16 protein-coding genes and 1 tRNA gene are annotated in these 18,491 nt (G+C 70.1%); 11 read left to right on the top strand and 6 right to left on the bottom strand.

The features are described from left to right. Positions 1-122: 122 nt before the first annotated feature. From G7071_RS01355 to G7071_RS01370, 4 genes are all read left to right on the top strand, one after another. Positions 123-482 (top strand): hypothetical protein, encoded by a 360-nt coding sequence (locus G7071_RS01355; RefSeq protein WP_166313972.1) that lies wholly within the window; start codon positions 123-125, stop codon positions 480-482. Between the two features lie 65 nt (positions 483-547). Beyond that, entirely contained in the window at positions 548-2,086 is a 1,539-nt protein-coding gene (locus G7071_RS01360; RefSeq protein ID WP_166313974.1) for a CBM96 family carbohydrate-binding protein, read from the top strand. Positions 2,087-2,236: 150 nt separating this feature from the next. Beyond that, entirely contained in the window at positions 2,237-2,854 is a 618-nt protein-coding gene (locus G7071_RS01365; RefSeq protein WP_166313976.1) for a hypothetical protein, read from the top strand. Beyond that, a complete protein-coding gene (locus tag G7071_RS01370; RefSeq protein WP_246210601.1) occupies positions 2,737-5,892 on the top strand; it encodes a CBM96 family carbohydrate-binding protein in 3,156 nt (1,051 codons plus the stop codon). Before G7071_RS01365 ends, G7071_RS01370 begins: the two co-directional genes overlap by 118 nt. 209 nt (positions 5,893-6,101) lie before the next feature. Here the strand turns inward: G7071_RS01370 and G7071_RS01375 are convergent, their stop codons facing one another. From G7071_RS01375 to G7071_RS01385, 3 genes are all read right to left on the bottom strand, one after another. Further along, on the bottom strand, positions 6,102-7,532 hold the full coding sequence (locus G7071_RS01375) for a mannose-1-phosphate guanylyltransferase/mannose-6-phosphate isomerase (protein WP_166313980.1): 1,431 nt from the start codon (positions 7,530-7,532) through the stop codon (positions 6,102-6,104). A 217-nt stretch (positions 7,533-7,749) separates the two neighbouring features. Next, a complete protein-coding gene (locus tag G7071_RS01380) occupies positions 7,750-8,115 on the bottom strand; it encodes a hypothetical protein (protein ID WP_166313982.1) in 366 nt (121 codons plus the stop codon). 36 nt (positions 8,116-8,151) lie between these two features. Further along, on the bottom strand, positions 8,152-8,463 hold the full coding sequence (locus tag G7071_RS01385; protein WP_166313984.1) for a hypothetical protein: 312 nt from the start codon (positions 8,461-8,463) through the stop codon (positions 8,152-8,154). A 151-nt stretch (positions 8,464-8,614) separates the two neighbouring features. Here G7071_RS01385 and G7071_RS01390 point away from each other — a divergent pair, with 151 nt between their 5' ends. The 4 genes from G7071_RS01390 (at position 8,615) to G7071_RS01405 (ending at position 11,669) form a co-directional block, all read left to right on the top strand. Further along, positions 8,615-8,956, top strand: coding sequence for a hypothetical protein (locus G7071_RS01390; protein WP_166313986.1), 342 nt, complete (start codon positions 8,615-8,617; stop codon positions 8,954-8,956). 28 nt (positions 8,957-8,984) lie between these two features. Then, positions 8,985-9,653 (top strand): hypothetical protein, encoded by a 669-nt coding sequence (locus tag G7071_RS01395; protein ID WP_166313988.1) that lies wholly within the window; start codon positions 8,985-8,987, stop codon positions 9,651-9,653. Between the two features lie 125 nt (positions 9,654-9,778). Continuing rightward, entirely contained in the window at positions 9,779-11,017 is a 1,239-nt protein-coding gene (locus tag G7071_RS01400) for a hypothetical protein (protein WP_166313990.1), read from the top strand. A gap of 13 nt (positions 11,018-11,030) precedes the next feature. Continuing rightward, a complete protein-coding gene (locus G7071_RS01405) occupies positions 11,031-11,669 on the top strand; it encodes a class F sortase (RefSeq protein ID WP_166313992.1) in 639 nt (212 codons plus the stop codon). A gap of 17 nt (positions 11,670-11,686) precedes the next feature. Here G7071_RS01405 and G7071_RS01410 read toward each other — a convergent pair. Beyond that, positions 11,687-11,765 (bottom strand) — tRNA-Gln (locus G7071_RS01410). A gap of 67 nt (positions 11,766-11,832) precedes the next feature. Between G7071_RS01410 and G7071_RS01415 the strand changes: the two genes are divergently transcribed. The 3 genes from G7071_RS01415 to G7071_RS01425 all read left to right on the top strand — a co-directional run bounded on the left by G7071_RS01415 (position 11,833) and on the right by G7071_RS01425 (position 16,176). Next, a complete protein-coding gene (locus G7071_RS01415) occupies positions 11,833-12,936 on the top strand; it encodes an ATP-dependent DNA ligase (protein ID WP_206062871.1) in 1,104 nt (367 codons plus the stop codon). Then, complete coding sequence (locus G7071_RS01420; RefSeq protein ID WP_166313994.1) at positions 12,933-13,493, top strand: hypothetical protein; 561 nt, start codon at positions 12,933-12,935, stop codon at positions 13,491-13,493. Before G7071_RS01415 ends, G7071_RS01420 begins: the two co-directional genes overlap by 4 nt. Positions 13,494-13,569: 76 nt before the next feature. Beyond that, complete coding sequence (locus tag G7071_RS01425) at positions 13,570-16,176, top strand: stealth conserved region 3 domain-containing protein (RefSeq protein WP_166313996.1); 2,607 nt, start codon at positions 13,570-13,572, stop codon at positions 16,174-16,176. On the opposite strand, the gene G7071_RS01430 is transcribed toward G7071_RS01425, so the two are convergent. Both G7071_RS01430 and G7071_RS01435 read right to left on the bottom strand, forming a co-directional pair. Beyond that, positions 16,156-17,163 (bottom strand): sulfotransferase family protein, encoded by a 1,008-nt coding sequence (locus G7071_RS01430; protein ID WP_166313998.1) that lies wholly within the window; start codon positions 17,161-17,163, stop codon positions 16,156-16,158. The genes G7071_RS01425 and G7071_RS01430 overlap by 21 nt on opposite strands. Positions 17,164-17,401: 238 nt before the next feature. Beyond that, positions 17,402-18,481 (bottom strand): DNA polymerase domain-containing protein, encoded by a 1,080-nt coding sequence (locus tag G7071_RS01435; protein ID WP_166314000.1) that lies wholly within the window; start codon positions 18,479-18,481, stop codon positions 17,402-17,404. Between the last annotated feature and the right edge of the window lie 10 nt (positions 18,482-18,491).

Raw genomic sequence — 18,491 nt, forward strand, 5'->3', positions numbered from 1 at the left:
ACGGTCTGGCCGCTTCGGGCTGCTCATCAGAGTCCGCGCCGTCGGATGGCCCGCACCGTGCTGCGGCGGCCACGAGACCCGCCACCGCGGAAGCGTGCACGGTGACGCCACGGCGACCGCGCATGCTGGGTCTCCGAGCGGTGGACGCCGAGACCGTGCGGATCGCGCCGGAGGTCGTGGGCGAGAAGCTCACCTGGGCCACGCGGTCGCGAAAGGTGATCGCCTGGGTCGGTGTCGACGCGCTGGACGAGTTCGAGGACCTCGACTTCGTACCGGTGGACGTCGAGGGGACGAACCCACCGCGGAAGTGGACCACCCGGGTCCGGCCAGACCTGTTCGTGGTCGAGGCGCAGACAGGGCACCCCGAACCCTGCGACCTGCTCTACGTGTCCACCGAAGGGCTTCCCGGCGATGCGGCCCTCGAGGTCGCCGACGTCCTGCGCGTGACCTTCGGCCCCGGGGAGGACGTGACGCCACCGTGACCTCCCCAACGACGCGTACGAGCCCGACACCACCAACTCAGCAACGACCGAAAAGAGGAACCACGATGTCCAGGACCTTGAAGAGGATCACCACTGTGATGGCTGCCGCTGCCATCGCTGTGCTGCCCGCCACCGCGCTCGTCCCGCCCGCCGGTGCGGCGACGTCGCTGGGCCCAGTCGCCGACAGCTACGTCGACTCCGGCAGCCCGACCCGGAACTACGGCGCCCGGTCCTACGTGAAGTCGGACGGGAGCCCGACCTTGGTCAGCTACGTGAAGTTCACGGTGGCCGGCAGCAGCCCCATCGGCTACGCCGCACTTCGGCTGCGTGCCCTCAGCCAGCAGCGGACAGGAGTCACCGTGCACTCGGTGGCGGAGAACGGATGGTCCGAGAGTGGCCTCAGCTACCAGAACCGGCCCCCGGTCGGCGCCGCACTGGGCGAGACAGGGCCGACCACTGCGGGAGTCTGGTACACCGTCGACGTGTCGTCGCTCGTCACCGGCGCCGGCACCTACTCGTTCGCGCTGACCACGACCAACAACACCTCGGTCAAGTTCGCGAGCAGGGAGAGCGGCGCGGACGCCCCCCAGCTCATCCTGGACACCTCCCCGCCCCCGACCTCCACCTCGTTCGACCTGCAGCGCATCGGGGACGTCTACCAAGCCGTCTCGCCACAGACCGGCAGCACCTACACCGGCTCGTTGAAGTTCGCGGGCGAGCACGCCGTGGCGGAGCTCGAGGACAGCGGTGGTGGGACGTTGAACTTCGCGCCCGGCGTCTACGACTTCGGGTCCGAGTACTTCAAGTTCCAAGGCGTGCACAACGTCACGTTCGCGGGAGCCGGGATGGACGAGACCATCATCCGCAACTACACGAGCGCGGCGGCCGACACAGAACCGTTCAACTTCTCGGGAGCCTTCGACATCACGGTTCGCGACCTGACGGTCAGCGCCGGCGGACCCGGACGCTCGACCAGCGATGCGCTCGACTTCGACAACGGCAACAACTGCCTCGTCGAGAACGTGAAGGTCGTTGACTCGCGCGCCAAGGGCATCGTCTTCGATGGCAAGAACGACAGCTGGAACTCGGCGAACAACGTCGTACGGGGAGTCGTCATCACCGGAGTCGACTCGATCGGCATCCACCTGTTGGCGGCGACGGACAACCTGATCGAGAACTCCCACATCTCGAACACGGGAACCTACGGGATCCAGGCGGGCAAGGCCTCGACCGGTGCCGATCAGGCCAACAAGAAGGCCAGCCGCAACATCATCCGCAACAACGTGATCGACCAGGCCGGGCAGGACGGCATCAACGTCAACAGCGGTGACGACAACCAGGTCATCGCGAACACCGTCACCAACAGCTCCGACGACGTCTCGGGACGCGACGGCATCAGGATCTCCACGAGTGACGGCATCACGTCGCAGCGCAACGTGGTCAGCGGCAACACCGCGACCGACACGCAGGCGACGAAGACGCAGAGGTACGGCTTGAACCTCGTGTCCTCCTCAGTGATCGGGACGGTCGTCCGTGACAACGACTTCACGGGCAACCTCCTCGGGCCGATCCGCGACCTCGGCACCTCCACCGTCTACGAATAGGAATACGTCATGCCCACGAGAAGTCTTCGGAGCGCGGATCGCGGACCGCGCCGTACGCCCCGTCGGACCGCGCGAACCGCTGCGATCGGGGCTGCTCTGATACTTCTCGGGATCGTGCTGGCCCCACTGCCTCGGGCAGGGGCCAGCCCGGTGTGCAACGCGACCACCTCGCCGTCCGGCTACGAGGTGTCCATCTGCCTCGAGCAGCCTGACCCGGGCAGCTCGCTGACGGGCCAGGTGGCCGTCAGTGCCGTGGTCACCACGACGGGCATGCCGTCGGGAACACGAGTCCAGGCGGTCGTGTTCTGTCGGGACACCTGGCCCTGCACCCGCCGGGACGACGGATACCTGATCACCGACTGGTCCGGGGACCCCGACGGTGCCGGGGGCAAGCGCTACACGTTCATGTTCGACACCACGCGCTACGCCGATGACCCCGCGACGACGCTGCATGCCTACGCCGAGGTCAACGACGGCTGGTCGACCCAGGCGCCCGCCACCGAGGTCGCGCTGGTCAACGGCAACGACCAGGATGCCGCCCTGCCCACCGGCTTCGCCCCCCACCAGGCGCCGCCCGACCCGGGGCTGGTCGTCGGGGCCGTCGGGGACGGTGCCGGGGCGAGCCCGCCGAGGCGAACGTCGCCGGCCTCATCGAGCGTTGGGATCCCGGTCTCTTCCTCTACCTCGGCGACGTCTACGACAAGGGCACGCCCGAGGAGTTCGACAACTGGTACGACCAGTACGGCTACGGGGCGCTCAAGTCAGTGACCAACCCCGTCATCGGCAACCACGAATACTCCGCCGACGACGATGCTCAAGGCTACTTCGGGTATTGGAAGAGCCCGCCCCACTACTACTCCTACGACAGTGGCGGGTGGCACTTCGTCGCGCTCGACTCCACGAGCAAGTTCGCCACGTCCGTGCCCGGCGTCCTGCAGAACGAGCCCAGCACGGTGCCAGGTGTCCGGACCCAGTACGACTGGCTGGCCGACGACCTCGCCGCCAACGCCGGCAAGTGCACGGTCGCCTACTTCCACCACCCGGTGTTCAACCAGGGCGAGGAGTCGGCAGCCGACCGGATGCGCTCCGTGTGGAGCCTGCTCGCGAACAACCGGGTCACTGCGGCACTGACCGCCCACGACCACGACTACCAGCGGTTCGCCCCCCTCGACGGCTCGGCCCAGCCGGACCCGCGAGGAGTCACCCAGTTCATCGTCGGTGCCGGCGGCCACTCGACACAGGAGGTGGTCCTCGGCAGCCAGCCCGGGCCGGACCCGGTCGAGTGGGCGACCGGCTTCGGTGCCATGAAGATGGTGCTGCACCCCGACCGGCTCGACTTCAGCGTCGCTGCTCCCAACGGGACGAGCGGTGGCCGCCTGCTGGACTCGGGCTCGATCCCCTGCCAGTCCCTGGCCGAGGACACCACGCCCCCGACGGTCGGCCAGCTGAGCGCGAACACGTCGCTCCAGGGCAACCTCCCCCGCGTCAGCCTCGAATGGCCGACCGCCCAGGACGACCGAGGGGTGGCCCGCTACGACGTGGTCCGCGACGGCACCGTCATCGAGGCCGGCCTCCCTGCGACCGCGACCAGCTTCCTGGACACCACCGTGCAACCCGGCCGCACCTACACCTACCGGCTTCGAGCCCGGGATGCCTGGGGCAACAAGACCCTCTCGGACGAGGTGGCGGTCACCACTCCTGAGCAGACCTCGAGCCCGACCGTTGCCCCGCTCCTGGCCGACACCTACGTCGCATCCACGAGTCCGAGCCCGAAGGGTGCCACCGACCGGCTCAGAGTGGTGCAGAGCAGCAGCGCCACCAACGTGGCGTACATGAAGTTCGACCTCCGCCAGTTCAGCGGAACCATCGAGTCCGCGACGCTCACCATGACCCCCGCGGCGAACACGAGCGCCAAGGCCACCGCACGTGCCGTGGCAGACACCTCGTGGACCGAGGCGGGGCTCGGCTGGCCAGGTCCTGCCCTCGGTTCGACCGGTGGCACCACCCAGACAGCCCTGAAGGCGGACGTCCCCGTGCAGATCGACGTCACCGACCTGATCAGCACCGGCCAGACGAACTCGCTCGCACTCGTGCAGACGTCCGGGACCACGACGATGAGCTTCTACAGCAAGGAGGCGACCGGAAAGCCCGCACCCCGGCTGACGGTCACGGTGACCCGGCCCCCGGACACCACCCCCCCGACGACACCCGGCGGCCTGTCCGCCACTCCCGACGGGGAGAACGAGATCGACCTCGCATGGCAGCCGGCGACCGACGACGTGCTGCTCGACCACTACGTCGTCTACCGCGACGGAGAGGCGTACGACGAGGTGCCGGCCAGCGAGACGACGTATCGAGACGTCGTGGTCGGCGCGGGGCAGACGTGGCACTACCGCGTCTCTGCGGTGGACCACGTCGGCAACGAGTCACCGCTCAGCGAGCAGGTGCAGGCCACCACCGTCGACATCCGGGCACCCGAGGCGGTCGAGGGACCGATGGCGCTGGCGACCTCGGCGAGGACAGCCCTGGTCACCTGGGAGGGTGGCGACGACAACGTGGCGATCGCAGGCTTCGTCGTCCATCGCGACGGGGTGGCGATCGCGGAGGTCGGGCCCGACGAGCGGCACTACGTCGACTCGGGCCTCGAACCGGGCACGACGTACGTCTACTCGCTCTCCGCGTTCGACGCGGCTGGCAACGCCAGCGTCGCGGGCAGCGCGACGGCACCACCGATCACCACGCCGCAGTCGTCGGACGACACGACACCTCCCGCCAGGCCCGAGAACCTCGACGTCACGGCACTGTCCGGCTCCTCGGTCCGACTCGTGTGGGACCCCGCCACCGACGACGTCGAGGTGGCGAGCTACACGGTGTTCCGTGACGGCGAACCCGCGTTTACGTCCACGTCGACCTCGTTCGAGGTCACGGGGCTGTCGTCACCGTCGACCCAGACGTGGACGGTCGACGCGGTGGACACCTCCGGCAACCACTCCGCCATGAGCGCGCCGGTCACCTTCACGACACCGGACGACGTCCCACCGCAGGCACCCTCGTCACTGACGGCGACGGCGTCGTCCTATCGGTCGGTGGCGTTGACCTGGCCCCCGGCCACCGACAACGTCGCAGTGGTGCGCTACGCCATCCACCGTGACGGCAGCCTGATCGGTCACGTGACGGGCACGTCCTACACGGACGGGAGTGCGGCGCCGGCCACCTCCTACCAGTACGCGGTGTCCGCGGAGGACGCCTCGATGAACCAGTCGCCTCGGGTGTTGACCCAGTTCACGACGCCCGCCATCCGCACCGACGACAGCGGCTGGCTGACCGTCGCCGACTCGGGCTATGCGCAGAGCGGGAGCTCAGCCGCCACCAACTACAAGTTCGCCACGATCCTCCGGGTGTCGGGTGGAACCACCCAGAAGGTGGGCTACCTCAAGGTGCACGTGCCGGCGCGCGTTCTGCCGGAGCTCGAGCACCTCTATCTCCAGCTGACGACGACCGATGGATCGAACCCCGGGTTCGACGTGCACGCGGTCGCGGACAACGGATGGGACCGGGCCACGCTGACGTGGAACAACAAGCCGGCCTGGTCCCCCACGGTGCTGGCGTCATCGGGCAAGGTGACCGGGGCCGGAGTGGTCCCGACCCCACCGGGCACGATCGACCTGCGAGAGGCGATCAACGGTCCGGGGACCTACAGCTTCGCGTTGGTCAGCTCCAGCTCGCTCAGCCAGACCTATGCCAGCTCCTACACCTCGGTGCCGTCGGCTGATCGACCGAGGGTGAGGTGGCTCTCGCACGACTGACCAGCGTCGGATCGGGCCCCGGCTGGGCCGGTCCGCCCACGCCGGCCGGAGCACGCCGTCCAGCGTGAGGAGCCAATAAGCCGTCGACGGTGCTACGCATGGCACCGCCCGGCCAGCACGCAGTGCTCGACGGAAGTCATCGGGCCCCGGAGGTCGCTCCCGGGCAGGCGTCGATCGACGCCCATGAGCACGACTGCCAGGTGGGATTCCTAGGCGCGTCCGTAGCAGTCGTCGAGCCTCTCGATGTCGTCCTCGCCGAGGTAGCTCCCCACCTGGACCTCGATCACGTGGAGCGGCTCGGGCCCCGGGTTCTCGATGCGGTGCACCTCGCCCTGCGGGATGGTCAGTGACATGTTCTCTGTCAGGGTGTGGACCTCGTCGCCGCGCACCACGCGCGCCGTCCCCTGCACCACGACCCAGTGCTCAGCGCGATGCTGGTGCCGCTGCAGGGACAGCTTGTGTCCGGGCCGGACGACGATGTGCTTGACCTGGTGCCGTTGACCGAGGTCGATCGACTCGTAGGTCCCCCATGGGCGTCGGCACTCGGGCGCGGAGTCCGCCTCGGGTCGGCCACCGTCGTGCAGCACCTCGACGATCGCGCGAACCTCCTCGCTGCGCCCGCGCTCGGTCACGAGCACGGCGTCCTTGGTGGCCACGACCGCCAGGCCGTGGACACCGAGCGTCGCCACGAGGGGACCGTCGGAGTGGACATAGCTGTCGGCTGTGTCGACCATGATCACGTTGCCCCGTCCGGCGTTGCCCTCGGCGTCGTGCTGCGACACGTCCCACATGGAGGACCAGGCCCCGACGTCGTTCCACTTCAAGGGGGTGGGCAGGACTGCGGCCTTCGAGGTCCGCTCCATCACCGCGTAGTCGATCGAGACGCTGGGCGCGGCAGCGAAGGACTCCTCGTCGAGCTCGACGACCCCAGCGGAACGAGCGGCACGCGCCACCGCACTCCGGACGTGTGCCGCGACGTCCGGCTCGTGGAGCGAGAGCTCGCGGACAACCAGAGCGGCTGGCAGGAGGAACATCCCGCTGTTCCAGTGCCACTTGCCCTCTTCGACGTAGCCCTCGGCGACTCCACGTGCCGGCTTCTCGACGAACCTCTCAGCCTCGAAGACCCGCGGGATGCCAGAGATCGGCGCACCTTGTCGGATGTATCCGTACCCGGTGTGGGCACACGCAGGCGTGATGCCGAAGGTGACGAGATGACCGACGGCCGCCGCGGGCAGGGCAGCCCGCACGTCGGATGCAAAGGCCTCCTCGTCCGGGACGAAGTGGTCGGACGGGAGGACCAGGAGCGCGGCGTCGGGGTCGGTCTCGAGCAGCAGCTCGGCGGCCGCGGCGATGGCCGCCGCCGTGTTCCGGGCGACGGGCTCCAGGACGATGAGCGCAGGCGAGATCCCGATGGCGTCCAGCTGCTCCTCCACCACGAAGCGATGGGCCCCGCTGCACACCACCACCGGTGCCGCCTCGGTGGCGGCTGCCGCGCGGAGCACCGTGTCCTGGAAGAGGCTCCGACCCGACAACATGGGTGCGAACTGCTTCGGGCTGAGCTTTCTCGACACCGGCCACAGACGTGTTCCTGAGCCGCCCGAGAGGATGACCGGCACGACCGTCGGATCGGTTCCCTGCATGACGCTGTCTCCTTCGATTGATCTTCCCCCCGGTGGGTGCGCCGGACCCAGAAGAGACCAGCGACAACCGCGGCGCTGACTAGGTCCCCCACCGTGAGCCCGGGCCCTGGGGGCGCGGTCCGAATGCGGCAGATCTACCGAAGAAAGGGGGTGGCCGCTGCCGTTGGCGGGGCGCAGGACACAGGTCGCGAGCTGGTCCGGGTCACCCGCTCAGACGTCAGGAGAAGAGGAAGACGAACAGACCGGAGACGACGTTCATCGCGATGAAGACGGCGGCGAGGGTGAGCCCCACGATCATCGGCGTTCGTGCCCGGACGTCACCGAGCCTCATCGCACGCCGGGCGAAGTAGACGGCCAGCAGGGCCGGGATGACGAACACCACGAGTGCGGGAAGGGTCGCGACCAGTGCGACCCACAGCGGAGCCTGCTCGGAGCCGCCGGTGGGATAGCCGAGAGCGGAGACGAGGCCCTCGCCCACCAGGAACGCCAGGGCGAAGCTCGGCACGAACCCGAGGAGGGACCACCACGCACATCGGGTGAATCGCCCCCCGTCCAGCTGCGCCGAGTGCTGGGTGGCAGTCATGACAACCTCCTCCAATCCTTGGGTGCTGGGGCCGGCTCAGCCGATGGCGACGACCAGTCCCACGAAGGCAAGGAGGCCGACGACCGCGACGAGGACGCCCACACGGCCCCGGTCGCGCCCTTCGCCTTCCCGGGCGACCGCATAGCCGACCGGCACCCCGAAGAGCCCGACGGGGAGCCACACCAGCCCGATGGCCCGGAGCCAGGTGGGCGGGTCGACGACGTCGCTGAGGCTCAGGACATAGGTGAAGGCGACCGCGGCTGCGAAGAGCACGCCCAGCGCCAGGGTGACGCTCCCGGCGCGAGCCGATCCGGTGGTCGTCCTGTGGCCCCTCACCTGCGTGGTCATGATCCGGACCTCCTCCTGACAACACCAGTCTCCTGCGCCAGCGGCTCGAGCAACACGGCCGAAGGTCCTCCAGATCCCGGACGCAGCAACACGGGTTGCGTCAGGACCTTCGCCTCTGGCCCCGCGGTCGGGGGTGATGGACGCTCGAGTCATGAGGTATGTCGATACAGGCTCTCATCACGACGCCGGGTGGACCCCGACCTCCCCGCTCGGTCGCTGGTCCGTGGCGTTCGCAGCGGCCGCCGTGCTCGGTGTGGTCCTCTCGGTCATCGGCTTCGCGACCGGTGTCCTCGAGTCGGCCTCCAGCTTCGACGACGACTGGGTCGTGACCACCCTGGGGGTCGCGATCCTGGCGAGCGGAGCCGCGGGCGCCGTGACCGGGGGCGTGGCCCTGATCCGCGATCACGACCGCTCGCGCGCGGTGATGGTGGCGACCCTGCTCGGAGCCGTGGTGCTCGCCCTGCTGCTCAACGAGGTGGCACAGGGCCTGTGACCCAGGGGCGCGCTGGCACACTCCCCGCATGGAGTGGACGCGCAGCAAGACCTTCCGGGGCTTCGTCATCGCCCTGCTGGCCATCTTCCTCGTGATCCAGGTGGCCCAGCGCGACTGGCCGTGGGTCGGGGTGATGACGGCACTGCTCGTCGCCAACATCGCGTCGTGGCGAGCGCAGCAGAACCGGTCGCTCCAGCCGCGGGCGCCGGCGGTGCCGAAGGGCGCGCTCGTGCCGCCGGGGGTGGACGTCACGCTGCGCGAGCTGCTCGACCGTCCCGCGGTCCGACAGGCCTGGAGCACCGCTCCGGTGGTGTGGCAACAGGTCTCCTACCTCGACGACGAGGAGAACCTCTCGCTCACCGCGGACGAGGTCGCGAACTTCGTCTGGGTCTCGACACACGACGTCGGCCCCTCGCAGACGCAGAGCGCCCACTGGTCCGTCGGGATCGGTGACGAGCTGAAGCCCGTGCTGGACCTCGACGTGCCCGAGGACGAGGACGCGCTCACAGCGACCCTCGCCGACTCGCCGGCCGTCGGCGAGGTCGCACACATGGACCGGGAGGACTACGAAGTCACCCTCGCGGCGCCGATGACCCTCGACGAGATCGCCGCGCTGGCCGCCCAGGGGCTGATCGCACACCACCTCGACGCCGTACGCCGACTGCGACCCGCCACCGACGACCAGCTCTCGGAGTAGGCCCCCGGCACAGGTGGACTGGACCGGCAGCCGACTGGGCGTAACGAAAGTTGTAACTCACAGTTACACATCACGACGAGGATCCCCCGAGGAGTCGTGGCCCGGCCACGAGACAGGACGCAGTCGTGAGCCGAACCGCAATTCGAGGGGCGGCCCTGTTGGGCGCCACGACCCTGCTCAGCGCCACCATGGCGCCCGCCTTCGCTGCCACGGTGGCCCAGGCCGATGCCAACGCCCTGACCTTCTCGGTCGCGGGTCGGGCTGCCGGCACCGGCACGGTCACGGCCAGCCACGACGGTCAGGCGTTGACCAGAGCCGGCGAGTCCCAGCCCCCGATCTCCCTGCTGCAGGGCCAGGACGTCCTCGAGGTGGGCACGCTCGCCCAGGACGCGACGGCCAACGTCGACGACAAGCGCGACGGCCAGTCCGCGGCGTGCGCCGGGGTGGCCGGTGACGGTGCGGTCGTGGCCGAGGTCGGCTCCACGCGCTGCATCGAGGGCGGCGACAACATCGGCGTCAACTTCGCCAACCTCGACCTCACCGGGTTTGCCGCGGTCAACCCCGCCTCGGCGCTCGGCCCGTTGCAGGCCGCGCTGCTCGACCCGGTCGAGGCGCAGGTCCTCGAGCCGCTGACCGCTGCGCTGTCGGCTGCACTGCAGGAGAACCTCGGTCCGCTCTCCGACCTCGACATCGGCGGCACCATCGGTGCCGTGGAGTCCCGCTGTGTCGCGAGCCCGGGCACGGCGTCGGGCACTACCTTCATCGCCGACGCCAAGCTGGGCATCACCTTGGGCGGTCGCACGGTGCAGGTGATCAACCTGCCTGTCGAGCCCGCACCCAACACCAAGGTCGTCACCGACCTCGACGCAGTCGTGAACGCCGTGATCACCGGCCTCGAGACCGACCTCACCACGACCCTCGACGCCCAGCTCGCCGGGCTGACCGCCGTCACCCAAGGGGTCAAGAACAACATCGTCGACACCATCGTCAACGACATCTCGGCCCAGCTGGCGCCCCTCGAGGAGAACGTCCTCGACATCACCCTCAACAAGCAGGTCTTCCCTGCCGCTGGCCACATCAAGGTCACCGCGATCGACGCACAGGTCCTGCCGGCCGCGGCCGCCGAGCTCGGCGCGTCGCTCGTGTCGGCCCAGGTGGCCAACGTCGGCTGTGGTCCGAACGGCCGCTTCGTCGCCGAGGAGAGCGCTGTTGCGCCCAAGGCCCCGGGCAAGAAGCTGCCCGACGTGCCCACCGTGATCGACTCCGGCGCGGGCGACTCCGGCTTCGACCCCGTCACGGTCGCGCTGCTCCTGGCCGGCGCTGCGGGCCTGGTCGGCTACCGCAGGGTGATCACCCGGGGCTGAGCCCGGAGACACCATGGCTGACGAGCAGAAGACCCGAACCGACGAGGCAGCACTCGCAACCACGCCCAGCTTTGCGATCTCGCTGGGGGTTGCTCTCCTGCTGTTCGCCGGGCTCCTCGGCGGCCTGCGACTCGCCTTCCCCGACGACGGGGAGGAGACGGCAGACCGGTCCGCCGTCGCCTCGTCCGAGGACAGGCCCGGCCCCGCCTCCCCGCCCAGGCGGCTCGAGCTGCCGACCCTCGGGGTCGAGGCGCCGGTGCTCCCGATCGAGATGAACACCGCCGGCGTGCTCACACCGCCCGCAGACGTCGACAGCGTGGGCTGGTGGCAACGCAGCGCCAAGGCCGGCGCCCGCAGGGGTCAGATCCTGGTGACGGGCCACACCGTGCGCGTCGGCGACGGCGCCCTCGACGAGATCGGGACGCTGGAGTCCGGTGACGAGGTGGTGCTGCGCGCGGGCGGCAAGCCGATCCGGTTCCGCACCACCGAGGTGTTCACCTACACCCGCGACGAGGTCGCCGAGAACGCTGTCGAGCTCTTCGGCCAGGACGGCGGCCGGGGCGACCTGGTGCTGGTGACCTGCACCGACTGGAACGGTGAGGCGTGGGAGTCCAACATCATCGTGCGCGCCGAGCGCGTGCAGAAGGCCTGACGCGTCGGCACACCTTGCTCCCCGGGATGGAGTCGAACCATCGTCGCTAATCCTGATTCAAAGTCAGGCGGGCCCTGCCGGCAGACCAACCGGGGATCGACGCCCCTCGGGAGGGACGCGCGGACCAAGACTAGAGCGTCGCCGCGGCACTAGTGTCAGCGACGTGGACCTGCCCGTGATGCCGCCCGTCCAGCCGATGCTCGCGAAGTCCGTCAAGGGCGTGCCTGCGAGCGGCGACCACTCCTTCGAGCCCAAGTGGGACGGCTTCCGCTGCCTGGTCTTCAAGGACGGCGACGAGGTCGAGCTGACCAGCCGCAACACCAAGCCGCTGACGCGCTACTTCCCCGAGGTCGTGGCCGCGATCAGGGAGCAGCTGCCGGCGCGGATCGTGCTCGACGGCGAGCTGTTCGTCGCCGTCGGCGACCGGCTCGAGTTCGAGGTCCTCCAGGAGCGGATCCACCCGGCCAAGAGCCGTGTCGACATGCTGGCGGAGAAGACCCCGGCCGCGTTCGTCGCCTTCGACCTGCTCGCCCTCGGTGACGAGTCCTATGTCGATCGCCCGTTCAGCGAGCGACGCGCCGCCATGACCGAGGCGCTGGGCGGCCTCAGCGGTCCGTGCTTCCTCACCCGCACGACCCTCGACCCGGACGAGGCCGAGCGGTGGTTCTCCGACTTCGAGGGGGCCGGCCTCGACGGCGTCATCGCCAAGCCGCTGGGGGCGCGCTATGAGCAGAACGCCCGCACGATGCTCAAGGTCAAGCACGAACGCACCGCGGACGTCGTGGTCGCCGGCTATCGCGAGCACAAGACCTCCACGCCCGAGAAGCCCCTTCTCGGCAGCCTCCTCCTCGGGTTGTATGCCGATGGCGAGCTCCAGCACATCGGGGTGAGCGCCAGCTTCACCGCGGCCCGGCGGGCCGAGCTCATCGAGGAGCTCCAACCCCTCGTGTGCTCGATCGAGGATCACCCGTGGGGCCGGTGGAACGAGTTCCTCACCGCCAACCCCGACCGGGTCCCCGGCACGCAGAGCCGCTGGAGTGCGGGCAAGGACCTGTCGTTCACCCCGCTGCGCCCGGAGCGGGTGCTGGAGGTGAAGTACGACCACATGGAGGGGCGGCGCTTTCGCCATACCGCACACTTCAAGCGCTGGCGTCCCGACCGCGACCCCGAGTCCTGCGGCTACGACCAGTTGGAGGAGCCTGTGTCCTATGACCTCGCTAAGATCCTGAGTGGGGCCGACCAACCGCGTGGAGGCGATGCAACATGACCGATGACATCAACGACGGGGTCGGCACCTACGACGTCGTGCTGCTCGTCGAGCAGGCCATGTCGGCCAAGGACGCCGCCCAGGTTCGATCGCTGCACAACGAGATCCCCGACCGGGTCGTCTATCACGTGCTGCTCCCGATGGAGGACGCCTCCGCCCGCATCGAGGCGTCCCTGGGCAGCCTCGGGGCCGGCGACGTGATGGCCGCGCCCGCCATGGTGATGAGCGAGGTCGACCTCGAGGCCGTCCGCGAGGAGTGCCGTGAGCGCTCCGACCGCGACCTGGAGGCGACGATCACTGCGCTCCGGACCGCCGGGGCCCAGGCGACCGGAGCGGTGACCTCGGAGCCGCCGGTCGACGCCCTCGTCGACAAGGTCAACGAGGTCGATGCGCGGGAGGTCATCGTGCTCACCCGCCCCCACGTCGTCGCCGAGTTCTTCCACCTCGACTGGACCTCCCGCGCGCGACGCAAGATCGGCGTGCCCGTCCTCCACCTGCTCGAGCACGAGAGCTTCGACGAGCAGGCCGGCAGCGGCGAGGGCGTGACGGGCCTCTGAGCGCGTGAGGTTCGCGGGTCGCCCGCGCCGCTCGAGTCGCCCGAGCGTCGCGTTCCTCGTCTTCAACCTGGACGGGATGGGGGGCACGTCGCGCTCGGCGATCACGCAGGCCAACGCGCTCGCCCGTCGGGGAGTCGTCGACGTACGCCTCGTCTCGGTCACGCGCAGCGCCGACGCTCCCCACTACGCGATCGACGCCGGGGTGGCGGTGGACTACCTCGCCGACGTCCGGCAGGACGACCCGCGCGCCGGCCGGTTGTCACGGCTCGTGCCGAAGCGCTGGGACGGACAGTTCTCCGAGCTGACCGACGACGCGATGGTCGCGCTGGGCGACCTCGACGTCGACCTCGTCGTCACCGTGACGCCGGCCCTGATGGCGGTCGCCGTGCAGCTGCTGCCGCTGGCCACCAGGATCCTCCACCAGGAGCACCGCAGCTCCGCTGACCGTGTCGGCGGCATGGAGCCACTGCTGGCCTTCGCGCCGCGGGTGTCGGCCGTCGCACTCCTCACCGAGTCGACCGCCGCCTGGCTGGGAGCCGAGCTCGGAGCCACGGCGCCCGAGCTGCTGGTGATGCCCAACCCGCTGCCGGTCTCCGCGCAGCCGTGTTCGACCCTCGAGTCGATGACGATCGTCGCGGCTGGGCGGATTGTGCAGGAGAAGCAGTTCATCCACCTCGTCCGGGCCTTCGAGCAGATCGCCGACGACCTCCCCGGCTGGCGGCTGCGGATCCTGGGCGACGGCCCGTTGCGCGAGGAGCTGCTGGCGCACGCCGCCAAGGTCGGTCTCGCCGACCGGATCGAGCTCCCGGGCGCCGTGCCCGACATGGCGCCCGAGTGGGCAGCCGCCTCGATCTGCGCGCTGTCGTCGAAGACGGAGGGTTTCCCGCTGGTCGCCCAGGAGGCGATGTCGGCGGGCGTCCCCGTCGTCTCCTACGACTGCCCGTCGGGCCCGCGCGAGCTCATCGAGCACGACGTCAGCGGCCTCCTCGTCGGCGCCGGCTCCAAGGCGGGCCTGGCTGCTGCCCTGCATGCCGTCGCGAGCGACCCCGACCTGCGCTCACGCCTCGGCGCCGGTGCGCTCGCCGCCTCGCGGGCCTACGACGCCGATGTCCTTGCGGCGCGGTGGGAGGCGATCTTCTCTCGGATATCCATGGGAGAAACCGGGGGCGACACGCCGACCCGCACCCCCGTTTCTCCCATGGATGTCCCCTTCACCAGGGAGGGGATGCCCGTCGCCATACCGTCCGCCACCCCGACCGAGGCCCGCGCCGAGGCGTTGAGGCTGGCCGTCGCTGCGGCTGACGCGGGCGGCCCCGGATGGTTCGTGATGCCGACCCACGACAACCCGGCGCCGGTCGTGGTCGTCCCAGCCCCCCACCGCGCGGCGGTCCTGGCGCGGCTCGCGGAGGTGCCCGACCACTTCTCGCTGCTCGACCCCGGCGACCGCGGCTGGCCCGAACGGCGCATGCCGGCCCGCGACCTCGTCGCGGCACTGCGCAACGCGGCACCCATCCGGGTCGTGCTCGAGCCCTGGCCGCGCAGCAGGGGTCAGCGGTCCTGGCTGGGCGAGGACGCCGGCGTCGAGATCGAGTTCTGGGACCAGCTGCCCGACGGCACGCTCGTCGCGCCGCGCCCCAACCGGTGGACCAGGCAGGTGCCGCCCGGGACCCCGGTCGCGTCCGTCGATGTCGCTGGCGTCGCCGTACCGACCCTGGAGCTGATGGCGGCTCCGACGCCGAGCGACGTGACCTTCCCGATCGACGTCGTCTACACCTGGGTCGACGGCGACGACCCGGACTGGAACGCAGCCCGGGCCACCCGGGCGGGGTCGGATGCGCCGAAGGAGGCCGCCGGTCAGGCGCGGTTCCGCAGCCGCGACGAGCTGCGCCACTCCATGCGCAGCGTGCACCTGTTCGCGCCCTGGGTCCGGCACATCCACCTCGTCACCGCGGGCCAGCGCCCGGCGTGGCTCGCCGACCACCCCCGGGTCTCGCTGGTGGACCACCGCGACATCCTCCCGACCGATGCCCTGCCGACCTTCAACTCCCAGGCCATCGAGACCGCACTGCACAAGATCCCCGGGCTGGCCGAGCACTTCGTCTATGTCAACGACGACGTCTTCCTCGGCCGCCCGACCCGACCGGAGCTGTTCTTCTCCCCGGGCGGCGCTGCTGCGGCCTTCGTCGGGGAGGCCCCGATCGGGCTGCCGGGCTCGGCCCACAAGCCCTTCCTGCAAGCGGCTGCGAACAACCGTGCGCTGCTCCGCGACGCGTTCGGGGTGGACATCACCCACGTGATGGCGCACTCCCCCCATCCCCACCGCGTCTCGGTCCTGGCCGAGATCGAGGAGCGCTTCCCCGACGCCGTGGCCCGCACGGCTCGCGCGCCCTTCCGCAGCCCGACCGATGTCTCGATGCTGTCCAACCTCGCGCAGCACTACGGTCTGATCACGGGTTCCGCGTTCGCCGCCGACGCCAGGCACGCGTTCGTCGACCTCAGCAATGCGCGGGTCGAGCGCCACCTCAAGCAGCTGCGCGCGCGCGACCACGACTTCTTCTGCGTCGGCGACCACCACGACTTCGCCATCGACACCGAGCGAGTGGACGCGGCCCTGGCCGACTTCCTGGCCGGCTACTTCCCGCTCGTGGCGCCGTGGGAGCGGTCAGCGTCGGAAGAAGCTTGAGCGCCGAGACCTGAGGTCCTCGACCTCGCGCTGCAGCTCGTCGATCTCGGCGCGCAGCTTGCGACGGACCTCGCGCTTGCCCTCGCTCACCCGGGCGGTGGTGGCATCCATCGCGATCGCCTCGGAGAAGTCGAAGAGCTCGACGTAGTCCTCGCGCAGCCGCGCCAGCGACGCGATGGCATCCCTCGACTGCGGGGAGTCGACGAGGGTGTTCATCGCCTGCCAGGTCTGCTCGGCCAGGTCGCGCAGCTGTGCCGGGACGGCGATGTCGTCCCAGGTGATCGCCGAGCGGTTGAGCTTGGCGTCGATGAAGTCGTCGACCGGGTGCGGCTCGTTCACGGTCAGGTCGGCGTTGTAGGTCAACCCCGCCTGCTCCCCCGCCCGGTGGAGCGCCGTGCGCCAGTCGGCCAGCAGGTCGGCATACCGGACGAAGGCGCGGCCCAGCGACCTCGTCGATCGCTCGGTCTCGAAGGCCGCGTTGACCCAGGCGGCGACGTTGGCGGTCTCGCGCTGGCGGCGGAAGGTCGGCGTCTGCTCGGTGAGGTATGCCGAGTCACGCGACCGCACCACCTCGGTCGGGTGCCGCAGCATCGTCAGGGTGCTGACGTCTGCACCGAGCTCCCCGGCGACCCGCGTCCACACCGGGAGGATCCAGAAGGCGCGCGGGTCCTTGACGAGGACCTGCTCGGCGTCGAGCTGGCCCGAGAGCCACTCGCGCAGCTCGGCCTCGACCTCCGGCCGTCCACCCGCCTCGGCGGCGATCGCACCAGCCGTCGGACGGGTGTCGATCGTCCGCACCGGCACGGGGTTGAGGACGCGCTTGTGGAACTCGGTGACCCACTGCGGCTCGTAGTAGCCGCGGGGGTTCTTCTCGTCGGCCGGCACCTCGGGCTGCGGCACGTGCAGGCCGAGTCGCTTCAGCGCTCCGGCCACGCTCGACGTGCCGGACCGGCCGGACCCGGTGACGAGGAGCAGGTGGGGACTCACGGACGCGAGGCTAGTCCACTGCGCCGACCGCTCCGGAAATGGCGGCGGGCGACAACCCGAGACCCGTTCTGGACGTTGGGCGCCGCCAGCTGGTGGACACGCGCGCCCCCCGCCAGGCTCACGTCCCCTCGATCCGGTTGCCCTCCTGCGCTCTGGTCGGGCGCGGTCGCTCGCTCGTCCCTCACTCGACTCTGTTGCCCGCGGTCCTGGTCTGCGGGCGCCGTCGCTCGTTCGTCCCTCACTCGACTCGGTTGCCCGCGGCGTCCCAGTGCGACGCCACCTTCTTCGACGGCTGCACCCGCGGCGGCTCGCCGGGCATCTTGGGGTGGTCGGGCGGATAGTTGAGCTCGACGGGGTGCTGCTCCCACAGGTCGAGCAGCGGCTGCAGGGAGTGGTGGACGTCGTCGATGCCCTCCCACGGGTCGCCGTCGACGGCCAGCCGCGACGGCACCGAGAACAGGTTGTAGGCCCTCGGGTCGGTCACCGTCGCGAGCTCGTCCCAGGACATCGGGGTCGAGACGGGCGCGCCCGGCAGCGGCCGCAGGGAGTATGCCGATGCGATGGTCCGGTCCCTGGTGTTCTGGTTGAAGTCGATGAAGATCCGCTCGCCGCGCTCCTCCTTCCACCAGGCCGTGGTCACGCCGCCGTCCCGCTTCTCCAGCTCGCGCCCGAAGGCGATCGCCGCGTGCCGGACGTCCGAGAACTCCCACTCCGGCGCGATCCGGACATAGATGTGGATCCCCCGGTTGCCCGATGTCTTGGCATAGCCGGTGATCCCCAGGTCGGACAGCAGCTCACGCGCCACCCCAGCCACGCGCACGGCGTCGCCGAACGTGGTCCCGGGCTGCGGGTCGAGGTCGATGCGCAGCTCGTCGGGATGGTCGACGTCGTCGCGGCGGACCGGCCACGGGTGGAACGTCAGGGTGCCCATGTGGGCGCACCACACGGGCACGGCGATCTCGGTCGGGCAGATCTCCTCGGCCGTGCGTCCCGACGGGAAGGTGATCTGCACCGTCTCGAGATAGTCGGGCGCGCCCTTGGGGACACGTTTCTGGTAGAACGCGTCGGCGTCCTTGTCCTGCGGCCCGGTCGCCAGCTTCATCCCCGGCCGCACCCCGGACGTCCACCGCTCGAGCGCCGTCGGCCGGTCGCGCAGCGCGCGCATCAGCCCCTCCTCGACGCTCGCGAAGTATTCCGCGACCATCACCTTGGTCACCTCGGGCGTGGTGTCGGTCGCCTCATAGATGACCCGGTCGGGCGAGGAGATCCGCACCTCCCGCTCACCGGCCAGCACCATCGCCGCCTTCGCCGCTGCCATGGAGCAAACC

The organism is Nocardioides piscis, from assembly GCF_011300215.1.
Lineage (GTDB): Bacteria > Actinomycetota > Actinomycetes > Propionibacteriales > Nocardioidaceae > Nocardioides > Nocardioides piscis.